We start from the raw sequence: 15,777 nt of genomic DNA on the forward strand, positions 1-15,777 counted from the left end.
GGCCAGGACGCCGACTCTCCGTGGCGCCGATGGCCCGCACTCCCCCGCATCGGCACGCCCGAGCCGCGACGGTCTGTCGCCGGCCCGCCCTCACCCCGCCCCGCGCTGGCGCACACAGAGCCAGCCTTGCCGGGCACCCATCGGAAGGCGGCGGTTCGTCATGACCGCCTCGGCCCGTTCTCGCCACCGCCCAACGCCGTACGAGGTCTGGGACAACGAGGGTGGCAGCAATGGCGTCGCCACGAAGAGCCGGGATCATCGAACCGGCCCGGCGCGCTAGCAGCGATCCGACCGAAAGGGGACAGCCTGCCGGCTTTGCCCTAATCGGAGGTGGTGTTTCACTACGATCAAGAGCCCGGAATCACTAGACGGGCACCTGATGACGATCGAGCGAGCGGTGAGGCCGTCCCGCGAGGATGAGGGGCCCCAGCGGGCAACCCTGCTGGAGCTGTTTCTCGATCTGGTGTTCGTCGCTGCGCTCGCCCTGACGTCCCGAACCCTGGCTCAGCGTCTCGACTGGGTCGGCGCCTTCCAGGCCGTGCTGCTGCTGATGGCGATCTGGTGGGTCTGGTCCGCCACCGCGCTGGCAACCGACCTCTACCGCAAGCAGCGACCCCCCATCTTCGTCACGACGCTCTGGGTCATGCTCGGGACCATCCTGCTGGCCGGATCGCTGCCCGGAGCCTTCGCCGAGCACGCTCTGCTCTTCGCGAGCGCGTACGTGGCGATCCAGGTGGGACGTGGCATCTTTCTCGTCGCCGCGCTGCGCGGCCGCCGTGCGGCGCAACTACCCGCCCGCCGGTTCATCTTCTGGTTCGTGGTGTCCGCCGTGCCGTGGCTGGCCGGCGGTCTCGTGGCAGGCCCGGCGCGGGGCCTGCTGTGGGCCGCTGCGCTCGCGGTCGACTACGGGTCAGCCTGGCTCCGCTACCCGACGCCGCGAGTCGGCCGGCTACCCATGCCCCAGTACGCGGTGGCAGCCGACCACCTGGCGGAGCGCTACCAGCAGTTCTTCACTCTCGCCCTCGGGGATCTCATCCTCGTCACCACGCTGGCCTTCGCGGACAACGAAGTGACGCCCATCCGTACGGCGGCGCTCCTGGTCGGCTTCGCCGCCACCGTGCTGCTGTGGCAGATCTACGTCCACCGCGCCGGCGCCCTGCTGGAGGCCGCCATCGAGGCCTCCCGGGATCCGGGCGGATTCGTGCGGTCTGCGCCCTACACCCACCTGCTCATGGTGGCCGGAGTGGTCGCCACCGCCGCCGGTTTCGAAGTGGTCATCCTCCACCCCACCGAGCAGACGCCGCCCTGGTTGGCCGCCGTCATTCTCGGCGGACCCGCGTTGTTCCTGGTCGGACGCGCCAGATTCGAGTACGAGGTGTTCAGCCGGGTGTCACCGTCCCGGGTGGTCGCACTGCTCGTGCTGGTGCTCGCGGGACCCGCCCTGGTGCTCACGCCCGCGCTGGTGGCCGGTCTCGCCGCCGCCCTCGTACTGGCCGGGGTCGCCGTCTCGGACGGCATCCGCGCCTACGGAAACCCACCCGAGCCGCCAGCGCCCTCCGTGTAGTGACGAGCCCGCCGCACCGCCCGCTCGTCAGGGCGCGATACGCAGGACCCAGATCGAGCTGTCGTCGTAGTCGCTGAAGCGGTACCGGAGCCCGGCGAACGGGCTGCCGGGGAAGTCGCCGGTGATCGTCACGGTCACGATGGTGCCGGCGGCGGTGTCCTCGATGTCGGTGATCTCGTACGACACCAGTGGCACCTCGCGACGCCACCGCCGGATGGCCTCGATGCCGCGGTACTCGGTCGACTCGTCCTCGACGACGGCGTCAGCGGCGAAGAGGGCGAAGTAGTCCTCGTGATCCGGCTGGCCGGCGAGCTCGAAGTAGCGGCGGACGATGGCCGGGGCGCTCTGGCTGACGGTCATGGTGAATGTCCTTTCCGAGGGGGACGGTCAGACGGTCGGGATGGTGCCGCCGTCGATGACGTGTTCCGCGCCGACGATGGCCGAGGCGCGGTCGGAGACCAGGAAGGCCACCAGGTCGGCCACCTCGGCCGGCCGCGCCGGACGCCCCAGCGGGATTCCGCCCAGGGAGTCCATCAACTGCCCGAGGGCGGTGTCGCGGTCGACGCCGTTGCCGGCGGCGAGGCGGTCGACCAGCGCGTCGGCGGCAGCGGTCTGGATGAAGCCCGGCGCGACGCTGTTGACCCGGACGCCGTGCGGTGCGACCTCGTTGGCCAGACCCTTGCTGTACGCGGTCAGCGCCGCCTTGGCGGCCGCGTACCCCAGGGTGGCCCCGTACATCGGCTTGCGGCGCTGGATCGAGGTGACGTGCACGACGATGTCGGCGCCACCCGCGTCGAGCAGCCGTTCCGCCACCGCTTCGGCGCCGTCGGGGGTGGACGTGTTGGCGGCGATGAACCGGTCGGCGGAATCCATACCGTCGGGCGCTGTGCGGGCGCTGACCCACACGTCCCCGCCGGCCTCACGCAGCCGGGCGGCGATCGCCGCACCGGCACCCTTCGTTCCGCCCGTCACAAGGGCACGACGCCCCTGCAGCGAGTCCCGCGCGGACGATGTTCCGGACATCCGTCACCCCTGTCTGGGCAGCACGAAGCGGGCATCGTGAGGACGCCGTATAGTTGCTTCTGAAACAGAACCTACTGACTTCGACACTAGCACCGACTCGGGAGAGGGCAACTCCGTGGCAGGGAAGATCCGGCTGGAGGACCGCGAATGCCCGCTGTCCACGGCACTGGGCTACGTCGGCGAGTGGTGGACGCTGCTGATCTTGCACGACGCTTTCGACGGGTACACCCGGTTCGACCAGTTCCAGGCCAACCTGGGCGTCTCATCCAGCATCCTGACCAGCCGGCTCAAGACCCTCACCACGCAGGGGCTGCTCGAACGGCGCCGCTACCAGACCAGGCCGGACCGCTACGAGTACGTCCTCACCGACCTCGGCCGCAGCCTGCGTCCCGTCGTGGTCGCCCTCGCCGGTTGGGGAAACTCCCGCCTGGACCCGAGCGAGCGCAGCATGATCCTGGTCGACCGGAACACCGGCGTGGAGGCCGACCCGGTCATCGTCGACCGGGTCACCGGGCGTCCGCTCGACGACAGTAACTTCGTCTTCGCCGCCGGCCCGGCCGCCAGCGAGGCGATGCGCAAGCGCTACGAGCACATCCCCACCCACGTCGTCCCGAACCAGCACCAGCCCTGAGCGGTCGCCGACGCGGCACCTCGCCCGACCCGCCGGTGACTGGCCGTGCCACTACCAGGAACACCTCGACCTGCCAGCCGACTGGATGTCGACGCACAGTCGTCAGTGCGCGCTGAACGGGGATCTCCCGGTCAGCCGCATATCCCTCCACAGACTGGATAGAGGACGACATGAGCGAGACTCTTCCCGGCGGCGCCCTGACCCTTGCCGAGGGCCTCACCCTGAGCCGGATGGGCTACGGCGGCATGCAGCTGGCCGGCCCGCACGTCTTCGGCCCGCCCCGTGACCGCGAGCAGGCGCTGGCCGTGCTCCGCGAGGCCGTCGACCTGGGCATCCGGCACATCGACACCAGCGACTTCTACGGCCCGGTAGTGGTCAACGAGCTGATCCGCGAGGCGTTGCACCCGTACCCCGCCGACCTGCACATCGTCACCAAGGTCGGAGCGCGCCGCGGCGACGACGGCTCCTGGATCATGTCGTTGGAGCCGGACGACCTCAAGGCCCAGGTGCGGGAGAACCTCGAGCACCTCGGCCTGGACGTCCTCGACGTGGTCAACCTTCGGGTGGGCTCGGCGCACGGCCCGGACGAGGCGCCCATCGCGGAGCAGTTCGGTGCCCTGGCGGAGCTGCGCGAGGAGGGCCTCATCCGGCACCTCGGGCTCAGCACCGTCACCTCCGAGCAGCTCACCGAGGCTCAGGCCATCGCACCGGTGGTCACGGTGCAGAACCTCTACAACCTCGCCAACCGGCAGGACGACGCTCTGGTCGAACGCTGCGCGGCGGAGAACATCGCGTTCGCCTCGTACTTCCCTCTGGGTGGGTTCACTCCGCTGCAGTCCGACACGCTCAACGCCGTGGCCGACCGGTTGGGTGCCTCGCCCCAGCAGGTCGCGCTCGCCTGGCTGCTCCAGCGCTCGCCCACCACGGTGCTGATCCCCGGCACCTCGACCCTGGCGCACCTGCGGGAGAACGTCGCCGCGGCGGACCTGAAGCTGCCCGCCGACGCGATCGAGGACCTGAACACCATCGGCGGGTGACCCGCCGATCGGTCCGGCTAGTGCTGGTGCGGCCGGTTGCGGACCAGGGCGAGCGCGAGGACGGCGGTGGCGAGGAAGACGATGCCGTTGACCCACAGCCCGGCCTGCACGCCAGCGGTCAGGGCCTCGGCGAGCGCCGACCGCACGGGTTCGGGCAACTGCTGGCCGCCGGTGGCGCCGGCGGCCACCGCCGACTGCACGGCGGTACGGGTGGGTTCGTCCACCTGGTGGGCGGCGAGCCGCTCGGGCAGGTCGGCCAGCATCGTGGTGGTGAGCAGCGTGCCCAGCAGGGACGCGCCGAGCACCGAACCGAGCTGGCGGGCGGCGTTGACCGCGCCGGAGGCCATGCCGGCCTGGGCGGGCGCGACGCTGGCGAGCGCCGCCGCGGTCGCCGGGGCCACCACCAGGGCGCTGGCGGCACCGAACAGCGCGAGCAACGGCCAACGGTGGCCGAACGGGGTGGTCGGGCCCTGAGCGGCGAGACCGAAGCTGGCCAGGGCACCGAGGACGAGACCGGCGGTCAGCGGAGCCTTGAACCCGGTACGCCGGATCGCCCGCCCGGCGGCGAAGGCGACGAGCACGTAGACACCGAAGAGCACGAGCATCCGCCAGCCCGTGTCGAGCGGGCTGAGCGCCTGGGCGCGTTCGTGGAACATGACGAGCAGGATCGCGACGCCGGTGAAGCCGAACAGGGACACCGCGCCGACGACCATGACGGCGCTGAACGACGCGGACCGGAACAGCCGCACGTCGAGCATCGGCGCACCGGTGCGCAGCTCGACCAGCACGAACCCGACCAGCGCGGCGGCGGAGACGAGCCACGTCGTGGCCACCAGCGGGCTGGTGTAGCCGTCCCGGCCGCCCTGGATCAGGGCGTAGACGGCGGCGGCGATCGCGACGGTGCCGAGGAGCAGGCCGGGCACGTCGAGTCGGCCGGCGCTCGGTCGTGACTCGACCACCCCGATCGCGGCGACGACGAGGGTGATCACGCCCAGCACGATCGTGGACACGTAGACGCTGTGCCACTGGTGGTGGCGCAGCAGGGCACCCGCGATGAGCGGGCCGACCGCGAGGCCGATGCCGGAGGCGGCGGACCAGGCGGTGATGACCTCGGTGCGTCGGTGCGGGTCGGTGAAGGTCGCGCCGAGGATCGCCAGGCTGTTCGGCAGGATCAGGGCCCCGCCGAGGCCCGCGAGCAGCTGGCCGACGATGACCCAGGCCACGGTGGGGGCGCCGGCCACGACGGCGCCGCCAACGATCATGGCGACGACGCCGGCGCCGAACATGCGCTTGCGCCCGTACCGGTTGCCGAGTGTGGCGGCGGACAGCACCAGGCTCGCCACCACCAGGGTGTAGGCGCTGGGGATCCAGATGACGGTGGTCGGGTCGACGCGCAGGTCCCGCTGGATGGTGGTCAGGGCGGACACGGTCGCGGTGATCTGGAGGAACGTGATCATCGCTCCCAGGCACATCGCGATCAGGGTCACCGCGGGAGAGCCGCGCAGGGGTGTGCGCGCGGCGGGCACGGGCGCGCCCGCGTGCGGCGGGCGTGCCGGTGTGGTCGGGGCCGTGGTGCGCTGGTTGGTCACGAGGCGTCCTCGGGGTCGGTCCACGCGGGTGCCGGGAGGTCCAGCACCGGCGGCGGGCGGGGAAACGGAGGCATCGGTCGCGGTCACCGCCGGCACCGACAGGCTGACTTGCGGATAGCTAAGTCAGCCGTGCCCCAGTGAAGCACCTGACTAGCCGCCGCGCAAGTCAGGTCGTACGCTGGTGGTCATGGATGACCTCCTGGACGACCGCGACTCCTGGTCACCGGCGAACTGCTCCATCGGCCGCGCGATGGACATCGTGGGCAGCAGGTCGACGATGCTGATCATGCGCGAGGCTCTGCTCGGAACGCGCCGGTTCGACGACTTCGTCCGCCGTGTCGGGGTCGGCGAGCCGGCCATGGCGGCGCGGCTCAAGGAGCTGGTCGGCGCCGGCGTGCTCGAACGGATTCCCTACCGGGAGCCGGGGCAGCGCACCCGCCATGAGTACCAACTCACCCGCAAGGGCCGCGAGCTGTTGCCCGTCGTCACCGCGCTGCGCAACTGGGGTGACACCTGGGCCGCCGACGACGCCGGCCCGTCCCTGCTCGCCACCCACCGTGACTGTGGCCACCCGATCCGGGCCGTACTGCGCTGCGAGGCCGGGCACGACATCAGCGACGGCGAGATCGACATTGCCGCCGGGCCTGGCCTCATCCGGCTCGGCTGACGACCGAGATCACCCCGCGGGCTCGGAGAACCGCAGGTCTGGCGTTCAGCCGGGCTGCTGCCACACGGGTGCCTCCCCTCACTGTTGGCCCAGGTTGGTCACGAGGTTGACGGCGACCGCCAGCACGCCGGTGCCGAAGGCGTAGGAGAGCAACGCGTGCCCCAGGGCCACCCTCCGGATCGCCGTGCAGGTGGGCTCGCTCTCCGACACGGCGAAGGACATGCCGACCGTGAACGCGAGGTACGCGAAGTCGCCGTAGCAGGGCGGCTCCCGCTGCTTGAAGTCGATGCCGCCGTTGACGTCGAGGTAGTACAGGCGGGCGTACTTGAACGCGAAAACGGTGTTGACCAGCGCCCAGGACAGGGCCACGGCGGCGACGCTGAGGACCACGATGGTGACCGCCACCCCGTCGTTGTCCGACGAGCGGACCAGGGCCACGGCCACGGCCACCAGACTGATCACCGAGGCGATCAGGATCTCGGAGTCGGTCGACCGGGTGCCCGGCTCGGCCTCCGCGAGCCGTTCGGTTTCCGCCGGTCCCATCGGCCAGCAGGAGACCCACACCCAGACCAGGAGGACGGTCACGGCGACCGTCCAGGTGATCAGCGGGCTCAGTTCCGGTATCCCCAAACCTGCCACGACGGCGCCGGCCACCGCTCCGATGCCGAGGGACGACAGCGCCCGCCGGGACGAGAGGACCCGCTCCGGTGCTGGCGGTCTGCTCCGGTTCATCCACACAGCCTGCGGTGCCGGTGTCCGGCAGAACGGTGATCACCGCAGCACCACCGGAACGGGTGGGGGTCGCGGCCCGGCTCCTGGTCTGCCGCGACGACGTGATGGCGACGTGCCACGACCGAACGCACCGTCGTGTCGGGAACTCATCCCGGCCTGAGCGGACCCGATGGTGCGGTGGCGGGCCGCCAGCCGGCGGCCCGCCACCTTTGATCACAGGACGATCTGGTGCACCCGGTTGTCCACGCCGCGTACGGCCAGCCAGGCGCTGCCGTTGGCACCGGCGGCAGCGGCCGGCGCGCCCCGGAACGCGTCGGTGGCGAACTCGCCACGGCGGAACCAGCCGCCCCACACCCCGTCGACCAGGTTGCGCTGCCAGAGCCGGTTGTCGGCGGCCAGCGCGAACAGGTAGACCCGGCCGGCGGTGGCGAGCAGGGTCGGGCTGCCGCTGGTGGTGCCGCCCACACTGGTCCAGGCCGACCAGGTGGTGCCGGTGCGGCTGCGCCACCACACCTCGTCGGTCCGGCTGCGGACCGCCACGTGCAGCACGCCGGCGTCATCGACGACCGCGCTCGGCCGACCGTAGAAAGGACGGTCCTCGGGTGCGCCGATCCCGGTCCAGCCGGTGCTCGGGGTCCGCGACCAGAGCTTGCCGTCGGCGCCGCGGACGACGAGCGTCCACTGCGTCGGGCTGGTCCAGGCCACCGTGGGTCCGTCGGTCACCGTGCCGCCGAGGCTGCGCCACGGCCCCCACGCGCCGGCGACGAAACTGCGCTGCCAGGCCGCGTTGTCGGTGCCCCGGACGAAGACGTCGAGACGGCCACCGGGCGAGGCGTAGGCCGCCGGCTGGCCGAGGATCCGGCCGCCGACCGGGCCGCCGAGCGACGTCCAGCCGGTCCCCCACGTCGCGCCGGAGCGGGTGTTGACCGCCAGGGCGCCCTGCGCGTTGCGGACGAAGGCGGCCGCGTGCGTGTCGTCCACCCGGACCAGCGCCGGGCTGGCGCTGGCGGTGCCGCCGAGGCTGGCGCCGGCGACCTGGTCGGTGCCGGTCAGGCCGAGCATGGCCACCCCGTGCGCCGGGACCTCGACGGTGTACGAGCCGGTGAACGGCTGGACACCGGCGGTGGCCGGTGCGGCGTCGACGTCGGTACGGGACCACAGGTCACGGACCCGCACCGACTCGCCGAGCGCGACGTCGGCGAAGTTCACGGTGATCGTCTGCGCGGTGTCGTGGCGGTTGAGCAGCGCGACGGCCCGCCGGCCGGAGCCGGTCAGCACCTTGCTCCAGACCTGAGCGTCGACCCCGGTGTCGGCGACCTTGACGCCCTGACGGACCAGCGGGTCCTGGTTGACCGCGATGATCTCCGGGTTGGTCAGTGCCGAGATCATCTCGCCGGGCAGGCCGCGCGGGTCGGAGCCGATCACCAGCGGTGCGGCCATGATGGACCACATGCCGAGCTGCGTCTTGGACTCCTCGAGGCTCAGCTCGTACCCGCCGCCGGGCAGCGGGCGCATCGGCAGCAGGTAGTCCGGGTCGTTGTAGTGCCCCGGCCCGGTGGCCGCCGGGTGGTACGCGTTGACGTCCATGTTGCGCAGCACCCACGGGAACGCCCACTGCGGCGTCGGGTCGGTGAGCCCCACGTCGGTGTAGGTCCGCCAGGAGTCAGCGATGGTGGGCGCGTAGGTGTAGGTCCAGGTGGAGAGCTGTTCCGGGGTGTACGGCCCGCCGCCCCAGTCGGAGCTGACCGGGTTGCAGATGTTGAGCAGCATCGGTCGGGGCGACTGGCGTACCGCCTCGGCGAGCTGGCGGAAGGTGGCCTCCGGGTCCAGGCCGGCGGCCCGGCCGCAGAGCCAGTCGGCCTTCAGGGCGTCGAAGCCCCAGCCGGCGAACTGGGCCACGTCAGCCTTGTAGTGGCCGTTGCTGCCCAGCCCACACTGGCCCGGCAGGTACGGCCCGGCGTCGGTGTAGATGCCGGCCTTCATCCCCTTGCTGTGGATGTACGCGGCCAGCGCGCCCATCCCGCCGGGGAACCGGGCCGGGTCGGCGACCAGCCGGCCGGCCTCGTCACGCGGGGTGGGCGCGGCCCAGTTGCCGTCGATCCAGACGTAGGTGTAGCCGGCGTCGCGCAGGCCACTGCTGACCATGAAGTCGGTGACCGACCTGACCTCGGCCTCGGTGGGATCGCCACCGAGACCGAAGTAGGTGTTCCAGCCCTGGTAGGGCGTCGGCGCGAGCCCACTGTTGAAGAAGGTCGGCGCGCCCTGGTCCTCCGCGCCGGTGGTGGCCGGGGCGTGACCGGGTCTACCCGGCCCACCATGGCCGGCCGTGGGTGGGTGGGCCTGCGGTGGGCCGGCCATTGCCGGCATCGGGCTGGCCAGGCCCAGGCCGAGAACGGCCAGGGCAGCGGTCAGCGGTCGGATCAGGCGCATGGGGGTACTCCTGTCCCTCGGAGGGTGGGGTGTGGTGGTGCTCCGACCTCAGTCGCGGTGCAGCACGATGAGGTCGGCGTCATGGGTCGGGCTCCACTGCACCGGCAGACCCAACGCGCTGAGGTGGCTGCCGGAGTAGTGCCGGTCGCCGTGCCGGTACCGGGCGGACGGGTCCAGGCCGCGCAGTGGCAGCCGCACCGGGCGGGACGGCAGCAGGCCGGCACCGTCGAGCCGGCCGGTGTGCCAGGCCAGCACGACCACCCGGCGCTGGTCCGGCGCGGTGTACTGCACCGCGCAACGGGCCTGGTCGGGGCCGCCGATCAGGTGCACCTCGCCGTGCGTGACGACGTCCCGGATCTCCTTGTACCGGGCGATCCAGCCGGCCGCCTCGGCCCGCTGCGCCGGTGTCCAGGCCCGGATGTCCGCGCCGATGCCCAGCACCCCGGCCATCGCGAGCACGAACCGGAACGCCAGCGAGCGTGGACGCGGGTCGAACAGGCCGGGCGCGTCGGTGACCCAGGAGCTGAGCAGGTGCGGGGCGTTGGCGTGCAGGAACCCGTACTGGATGGCCAGTCGGTCCAGCGGGCCGGTGTTGTCACTGGGCCAGAAGACGTCGGCCCGCGCGGCCATCGCCAGGTCGGTCCGCGCGCCCCCGCCGGCACACGCCTCGATCAGCACGCCGGGGTGGTCCCGGCGCAGCCGCTCGTAGATCCGGTGCAGGTTGGCCACGTGCGCGCCGTCCAGGTCGAGCGGGCCGACCCCGTCCGGCCGCCCCGGCTCGGTACGCGGGCGGTTGAAGTCCCACTTCAGGTAGTCGATGTCGTACCGGCGGAGCAGACCATCCACCGTGGAGTGGACGAACTCGGCGACCTCCGGCCGGCCCAGGTCGAGCAGGTACTGGTTGCGGACCGGGGTGAGCGGCCGGCCGTCGACGGAGTAGACCCACTCCGGGTGCTCGGCGTAGAGCGAGGACCGCGGGTTGACGCACTCCGGCTCGACCCAGAGCCCGAAGTTGAGCCCGAGTGCGCGGACGTCGGCGATGAACGCGTCGAACCCGCAGGGGAACTTCGCCGGGTCGGGCGTCCAGTCGCCCAGCCCGGCGGTGTCGTCGTCGCGGCCGACGAACCAGCCGTCGTCCACCACGAACGTCTCCACGCCCAGGTCGGCGGCGATCCTGGCCAGCGCCAACTGGCTCTCCGCCTCGACGGCGAAGTAGGTGGCCTCCCACGAGTTGTAGAGCACCGGGCGTGGCGTGAGCCGTTCCCCGGCGAGCAGCCGCTGGTGGGTGTGCCAGACCCGGGCCAGCCCGTCCAGGCCGTCCGGGCTGTACGCCCCGGTGACCACCGGCAGGGTCAGCACCTCGCCGGGGGCCAGTTCCAGCGGGCCGTCGACCAACTGACGGCCGACCCGGACCCGGGTCAGCCCGCCGGTGTCCCGCTCGGCGCTGATCTCCCACGAACCGGTCCAGGCCAACGCCATCCCCCAGGCCGGGCCGGCCGGCTCGGCGGTGTCGCGCACGGCCAGCCAGGGCACGTGCAGGTGCCCGGGTACGCCCTGGGAGCTGCCGATGCTGAACGTGCCGTGACCCAACTCGACGTGGGAGAGCTGGAACTCCTGCTCCCACTGCCCCCACTGGTGGCTGAGCAGCGCGCCGTGCGGCGTCGGTACGCAGAAGCCTGCCGACCCGGCCCGGACCACCCGCAGTGGCCCGGTGCCGTCGTTGGTCAGCTCGACCCACCGCTGCACCACGTCGGTGTCGGCGGGCACCCGGTAGTGCACGGTGGCGCGCAGCCCGGTGACCGGGTCGGCGAACCCGACCGCCAGCTCCCGCTGGTCGGCGTCGGCCCGTACGTCGGTGTGCGCGAAGCCCACCCGGCGCTGCCCGTTCGAGGTCTCGATCACCAGGTCGGCGCCGGTGAACGGGCGGTCGGCGTCGGTGGCGTACTCGATGGGGGCGGCGTCTCCGGCGGTGAGGAACGGCACCGGGCCGTCGTAGGCGACCGGGGACGGCCCGTCGGAGACACCGTGCGGACCCCACGCGACCAGTTCCAGCCAGCGGCCGTGCGCGGGCACCGTCACGGTGTACTCGGTGTGGGCGCCGCGCAGCGTCCAGCGCCGCGGGGTCGCGGCGGTCACTTGACCGCTCCGAGCGCCAGACCGGAGACGAAGTGCCGCTGGAAGCGCAGGAAGACCGCGACCGTGGGCACCGCGGCGATGACCGTTCCGGCGGCGATGACGTTCCAGGACGACACGAACTGGCCCTGGAGTGCGAGCAGCGCCGGGGTGACCGGCATGTTGTCGTCGGTACGTAGCACGGTGATCGCCCAGAGTAGGTCGTTGAAAATCCACGTGAAGGAGAGCGCGCCGAGAGCGGCCAGCGCGGGCCGGGTCAGCGGCAGCATCACCCGGGTGAAGATCTGCGCGGTGCCGGCGCCGTCGATCGTCGCCGCCTCCTGGATCTCGCCCGGCAGGTCCCGCATGAAGCCGTGCAGGACGAAGGTGTAGAAACCGAGCCCGAAGCCGACCTGCACCGCGATCAGTGCCCAGAGCGTGTCGTACAGGCCGGTCAGCTCGCTGAACTTGGCCACCGGGATGAGCAGGATCTGCGGTGGCAGCAGGTTGCCGGCGAGCATCAGCAGCAGGATCGTCCGCCGGCCGGGGATCCGGAAGCGGCTCAGCGCGAACGCGGCCATCGCGGCCAGCCCCAGGCTCAATGCCACCGACGGGACGGTGACCAGCATGCTGTTGATCAGCGCGCGCAGCTCGCCGCCGTCGGTCCACGCCTGTCGGTAGGTGTCCAGGGTGAACGACCGGGGCAGGCTGCCGACGCCGTGCGCGGCGATGTCGTCGAACGACCGGGTGGACATCACCACGACCCAGAGCACCGGGCCCAGCCAGAGCAGCGAGAGCAGGATCATGCCGGTGTGGAAGGTCCCGGTGCGGAGCTTGTTCATCACGCTTCCTCCCGGAACGCGCGGACCAGGTAGCCGAGGATGACGGCCAGCGCGAGCACGAAGATGACGACGGCGATCGCGGAGGCGTAGCCGAGTCGCAGGCTCTGGAACGCGGTCGAGTACATGTAGGTGCTGAGCAGCTCCGACGAGTGGTACGGACCGCCCTTGGTGAGCGACCAGACGATGTCGAACGAGCGCAGCGAGTCGATCACGATGACCGACAGCACGACGGCGTTGACCCCCTTGAGCTGGGGAATCGTGACGTGCCGCAGCCGCTGCCAGGCGTTGGCGCCGTCCATCCGGGCCGCCTCGTGCAGCGCCGGGTCGATCGCCTTCAGCCCGGCCAGGAACAGCACCATCACGTAGCCGATCTGCCGCCACAGGGCGGGCAGGATCACCGCGTACAGGGCGGTCTGCGGGTCGGCGAGCCAGGGCCGGATCAGGTGCTCCAGGCCGACGGCCCGCAGCAGCGTGTCGGCGATGCCGTCGGGCTGGTAGAAGACCCGCCAGACCAGCGCGGTCACCACCAGCGAGAACACCACCGGGGTGAACAACGCGGCCCGGTAGAAGCCGACCCCGCGCCGCTCCTTCTGCAGGACCAGCGCCATGCCGAAGCCACCCAGCACCGAGAGGCCGCCGAAGAGCACCAGCCAGATCACCGTGTTGAGCAGCGCGCCCCGGAAGGTGGCGTCACCGGCCATCTCGACGTAGTTGTCGACGCCGACGAAGGTCGGCGGCGACATCCCGTCCCATCGGGTGAGCGAGAACCAGAAGCCCTGGAGCGCCGGCCAGAAGACCCAGACGCTCTCGACGGCGAACGGCACGAGGACGAACGCCACCAGCAGCGGCGACAGTCGGGCCGACCGTCGCCGCCGCCGGGTGGGGGTGACCGGAGTCGTGGAGATCGTTGCTGTCACGTCAGCCCTTGAAGACCTTCTCGGCGCCGGCCTGCCACTCCCGCAGGATCGCGTCGATCTGGTCCGGCTTGTCGATGAACTTGGTCAGCGCGGTGTCCGCGGTCGGCTGGAGCGCGTCGCTGGAGTCGCGGTTGAAGAACTGGGTCAGCTCCTTGGCCTCGTCCAGCATCGCCTTGCCCTTGACCACCAGCGGCGAGTCGGACGCCTTGGCCCTGGGGTTGGCCGGCAGCACGATGCCGGAGCTGGCCTTGACGTACGCCTCCTGGGCCTCGACCCCGGAGAGGTAGGTGAGCAGGGCCTTGGTGCCGGTCGGGTTGGCGGTCTTCGCGCTGGCGAAGAAGCCGTCGGTCGGGGCCTCCTCGGCCAGCGGTACCGCCGGGTCGATGATCGGGAAGCGGAAGAAGTCCAGGTCGCCGAGGGCGTCCTTCGGTGCCGCGTCGGCGAAGAAGGTGCCGATCAGGAACATGCCGGTCTTGCCGGCCAGCAGGGCGGTGGTCGCCTCCTGGAACGGGTACGCCTTGCCCTTGGGGTCGAAGTAGGGCAGGGCCTCGCGCCAGCGGGTGAAGACCGCCTTGACCCTGGCGTCGTCGAAGCGCTGCTTGCCGGCGAGCAGCTCCCGGTGGAACGGGGCGCCGTTGATCCGGATGTTGAGGTAGTCGAACCAGGCCGAGGCCACCCACGGGGTGTCACCGAGACCGATGCCGATCGGCGGGACGCCCTTGCTCTTCAGCGTCTCGCACAGGGCCAGGAACTCGGTCCAGGTCTTCGGCTCCTGCACGCCCCACTTGGCGAAGTTGGACTTGCGGTAGAAGAAGCCCCACCAGTAGTTGTTCATCGGCACGAAGATCTGCTTGCCGCTGGCGTCGGTGGAGAGGGTGCGCAGCGACTGGGGGTAGTCGCCCAGCGACTTCCAGACGTCGGAGACGTCCAGCAGCAGGTTGCGGCTGGCGTAGTCGTTGGCGACCGAGCCTGCGTACCAGGTGTAGAGGTCCGGCGGGTTGGCCGAGGTCAGGTAGGTCGGGAGCTGGGTGCGGAAGGTCTCCGAGGCGATCGTGTTGAGGCTCGCGGTGCCCTTGCCCTGCGCGTTGAAGTTCGCGATCAGCTTCTCCATCGCCGCCTTGGCCTGCGGCGAGGAGAGATTGGACTGAATGGTGACCGCGCCGGAGCCGTTGCCCGTCGTCGGCCCGCTGGCGGAGCTGGCGCACGCGCTGAGGAACGAGCTGGCGCCGAGCGCGCCCAGGCCGGCGAGCCCGAGGTGGCCAAGGAATCGCCGGCGACCGGGGTCGAAGTCGCTCACGGAGGTGTCCTTCCTCTACGACACGTAGCGTCACGACGCGATGTGTCGGCCAGGTGAATGTGTGTGACGAGAAGGTTGCATCGGCCCTCGCCGGCTGTCAAGATATCTTCGTAATTAATGATTAGATGAGATCAGGGGCGAGGTCAGGTGGATCAGCCTATGCGCCGGCTTGAAGGCAGGAACGCGCTGGTCACGGGCGCAATGGGTGGCATCGGTGCGGCCACCGCCCGGCGGCTCGCCGCCGAGGGAGCGGCGGTCGCGCTGCTGGACGTCTGCGACCCGACCCCGCTGGCCGAGGAGCTGACCGCCCAGGGCGCGCAAGCACTGTCCGTAGTGGGCGATGTCAGCGACGAGGCCGACTGGACGGCCGCCGTGTCGGCGGTACGGGGCAACCTCGGCCCGGTGGACATCCTGGTCAGCAACGCGTACGCCGTGCAGGTCGCGCCCGCCCACGAGACCAGCAGGCAGTCCTGGGACCACCAGATCGGGGTCAGCCTCACCGGCTCCTTCCTCGGCGTCCGCGCCTGCATCGACGACCTGCGGGCGCGCGCGGGCGCGGTCGTGCTGGTCTCCTCGGTGCACGCCCTCGTCGGGCTGCCCGGCCGGCCCGCGTACGCCGCGGCCAAGGGCGGCCTGGTCGCACTCGGCCGCCAACTCGCCGTGGAGTACGGCCCCCAGGTGCGCGTCAACACCGTGCTGCCCGGGCCGATCCTCACCGGCGCCTGGGCCGACGTGTCCGAAGAGGACCGCCAGCGCAGCGTCGCGGAGACCGTGGCGAAGCGGTTCGGCACGCCGGACGAGGTGGCCGCGACCGTCGCCTTCCTCGCCTCAGCGGACGCCGCCTACGTCACCGGCGCGAGCCTGGTGGTGGACGGTGGCTGGACCGCGGTGAAAGCCTCGGCCTGAGAGATCGATACCGACCAGCGAGAAGGCCAG

At 71.4% G+C, this 15,777-nt stretch carries 14 protein-coding genes; 5 read left to right on the forward strand and 9 right to left on the reverse strand.

The window, feature by feature from the left end:
• Positions 1-379 precede the first annotated feature (379 nt).
• Entirely contained in the window at positions 380-1,564 is a 1,185-nt protein-coding gene (locus M8C17_RS09250) for a low temperature requirement protein A (protein WP_252415987.1), read from the forward strand.
• Between the two features lie 27 nt (positions 1,565-1,591).
• Here M8C17_RS09250 and M8C17_RS09255 read toward each other — a convergent pair whose 3' ends face one another.
• Positions 1,592-1,924 carry a nuclear transport factor 2 family protein gene (locus tag M8C17_RS09255; RefSeq protein WP_252415988.1) on the reverse strand — a complete coding sequence of 111 codons (333 nt, stop codon included), beginning with the start codon at positions 1,922-1,924 and terminating at the stop codon, positions 1,592-1,594.
• 27 nt (positions 1,925-1,951) lie between these two features.
• Positions 1,952-2,587: an SDR family oxidoreductase gene (locus tag M8C17_RS09260; RefSeq protein ID WP_252415989.1), complete on the reverse strand. Its 636-nt coding sequence runs from the start codon at positions 2,585-2,587 to the stop codon at positions 1,952-1,954.
• A 115-nt stretch (positions 2,588-2,702) separates the two neighbouring features.
• Between M8C17_RS09260 and M8C17_RS09265 the strand changes: the two genes are divergently transcribed.
• Positions 2,703-3,218, forward strand: a complete 516-nt coding sequence (locus tag M8C17_RS09265; protein WP_252415990.1) for a helix-turn-helix domain-containing protein — start codon at positions 2,703-2,705, stop codon at positions 3,216-3,218.
• Positions 3,219-3,388: 170 nt separating this feature from the next.
• Positions 3,389-4,255 (forward strand): oxidoreductase, encoded by an 867-nt coding sequence (locus M8C17_RS09270; RefSeq protein ID WP_252415991.1) that lies wholly within the window; start codon positions 3,389-3,391, stop codon positions 4,253-4,255.
• Positions 4,256-4,272: 17 nt separating this feature from the next.
• On the opposite strand, the gene M8C17_RS09275 is transcribed toward M8C17_RS09270, so the two are convergent.
• Entirely contained in the window at positions 4,273-5,844 is a 1,572-nt protein-coding gene (locus M8C17_RS09275) for an MFS transporter (RefSeq protein WP_252415992.1), read from the reverse strand.
• Positions 5,845-6,031: 187 nt separating this feature from the next.
• Here M8C17_RS09275 and M8C17_RS09280 point away from each other — a divergent pair, with 187 nt between their 5' ends.
• The gene (locus M8C17_RS09280; protein WP_252415993.1) at positions 6,032-6,511 is read left to right on the forward strand and encodes a helix-turn-helix domain-containing protein; all 480 of its coding nucleotides are present in this window, start codon (positions 6,032-6,034) and stop codon (positions 6,509-6,511) included.
• Between the two features lie 78 nt (positions 6,512-6,589).
• Here the strand turns inward: M8C17_RS09280 and M8C17_RS09285 are convergent, their stop codons facing one another.
• From M8C17_RS09285 to M8C17_RS09310, 6 genes are all read right to left on the reverse strand, one after another.
• Positions 6,590-7,243: a DUF1345 domain-containing protein gene (locus tag M8C17_RS09285; RefSeq protein WP_252415994.1), complete on the reverse strand. Its 654-nt coding sequence runs from the start codon at positions 7,241-7,243 to the stop codon at positions 6,590-6,592.
• Between the two features lie 213 nt (positions 7,244-7,456).
• Positions 7,457-9,673, reverse strand: a complete 2,217-nt coding sequence (locus M8C17_RS09290) for a glycoside hydrolase family 27 protein (RefSeq protein ID WP_252415995.1) — start codon at positions 9,671-9,673, stop codon at positions 7,457-7,459.
• Between the two features lie 48 nt (positions 9,674-9,721).
• Entirely contained in the window at positions 9,722-11,809 is a 2,088-nt protein-coding gene (locus M8C17_RS09295; protein ID WP_252415996.1) for an alpha-galactosidase, read from the reverse strand.
• Positions 11,806-12,627, reverse strand: coding sequence for a carbohydrate ABC transporter permease (locus M8C17_RS09300; RefSeq protein ID WP_252415997.1), 822 nt, complete (start codon positions 12,625-12,627; stop codon positions 11,806-11,808). Before M8C17_RS09300 ends, M8C17_RS09295 begins: the two co-directional genes overlap by 4 nt.
• Positions 12,627-13,544, reverse strand: a complete 918-nt coding sequence (locus tag M8C17_RS09305; protein ID WP_252415998.1) for a carbohydrate ABC transporter permease — start codon at positions 13,542-13,544, stop codon at positions 12,627-12,629. The genes M8C17_RS09300 and M8C17_RS09305 overlap by 1 nt, the downstream gene beginning before the upstream one ends.
• A 1-nt stretch (position 13,545) precedes the next feature.
• Positions 13,546-14,841, reverse strand: a complete 1,296-nt coding sequence (locus M8C17_RS09310; protein WP_252415999.1) for an extracellular solute-binding protein — start codon at positions 14,839-14,841, stop codon at positions 13,546-13,548.
• A gap of 159 nt (positions 14,842-15,000) precedes the next feature.
• Here M8C17_RS09310 and M8C17_RS09315 point away from each other — a divergent pair, with 159 nt between their 5' ends.
• On the forward strand, positions 15,001-15,747 hold the full coding sequence (locus tag M8C17_RS09315; RefSeq protein ID WP_252416000.1) for an SDR family NAD(P)-dependent oxidoreductase: 747 nt from the start codon (positions 15,001-15,003) through the stop codon (positions 15,745-15,747).
• Positions 15,748-15,777: the final 30 nt, after the last annotated feature.

The sequence above is a fragment of the Micromonospora sp. RHAY321 genome, from assembly GCF_023896955.1.
In the GTDB taxonomy this organism is placed as follows: Bacteria; Actinomycetota; Actinomycetes; order Mycobacteriales; family Micromonosporaceae; genus Micromonospora.

Bases quoted from the DNA above. Each gene is read 5' to 3' on its own strand.
- M8C17_RS09250 (WP_252415987.1), top strand. From the start codon at position 380: ATGACGATCGAGCGAGCGGTGAGGCCGTCCCGCGAGGATGAGGGGCCC.
- M8C17_RS09255 (WP_252415988.1), bottom strand. From the start codon at position 1,924: ATGACCGTCAGCCAGAGCGCCCCGGCCATCGTCCGCCGCTACTTCGAG.
- M8C17_RS09260 (WP_252415989.1), bottom strand. From the start codon at position 2,587: ATGTCCGGAACATCGTCCGCGCGGGACTCGCTGCAGGGGCGTCGTGCC.
- M8C17_RS09270 (WP_252415991.1), top strand. From the start codon at position 3,389: ATGAGCGAGACTCTTCCCGGCGGCGCCCTGACCCTTGCCGAGGGCCTC.
- M8C17_RS09280 (WP_252415993.1), top strand. From the start codon at position 6,032: ATGGATGACCTCCTGGACGACCGCGACTCCTGGTCACCGGCGAACTGC.
- M8C17_RS09285 (WP_252415994.1), bottom strand. From the start codon at position 7,243: ATGAACCGGAGCAGACCGCCAGCACCGGAGCGGGTCCTCTCGTCCCGG.
- M8C17_RS09290 (WP_252415995.1), bottom strand. From the start codon at position 9,673: ATGCGCCTGATCCGACCGCTGACCGCTGCCCTGGCCGTTCTCGGCCTG.
- M8C17_RS09300 (WP_252415997.1), bottom strand. From the start codon at position 12,627: ATGAACAAGCTCCGCACCGGGACCTTCCACACCGGCATGATCCTGCTC.
- M8C17_RS09315 (WP_252416000.1), top strand. From the start codon at position 15,001: ATGCGCCGGCTTGAAGGCAGGAACGCGCTGGTCACGGGCGCAATGGGT.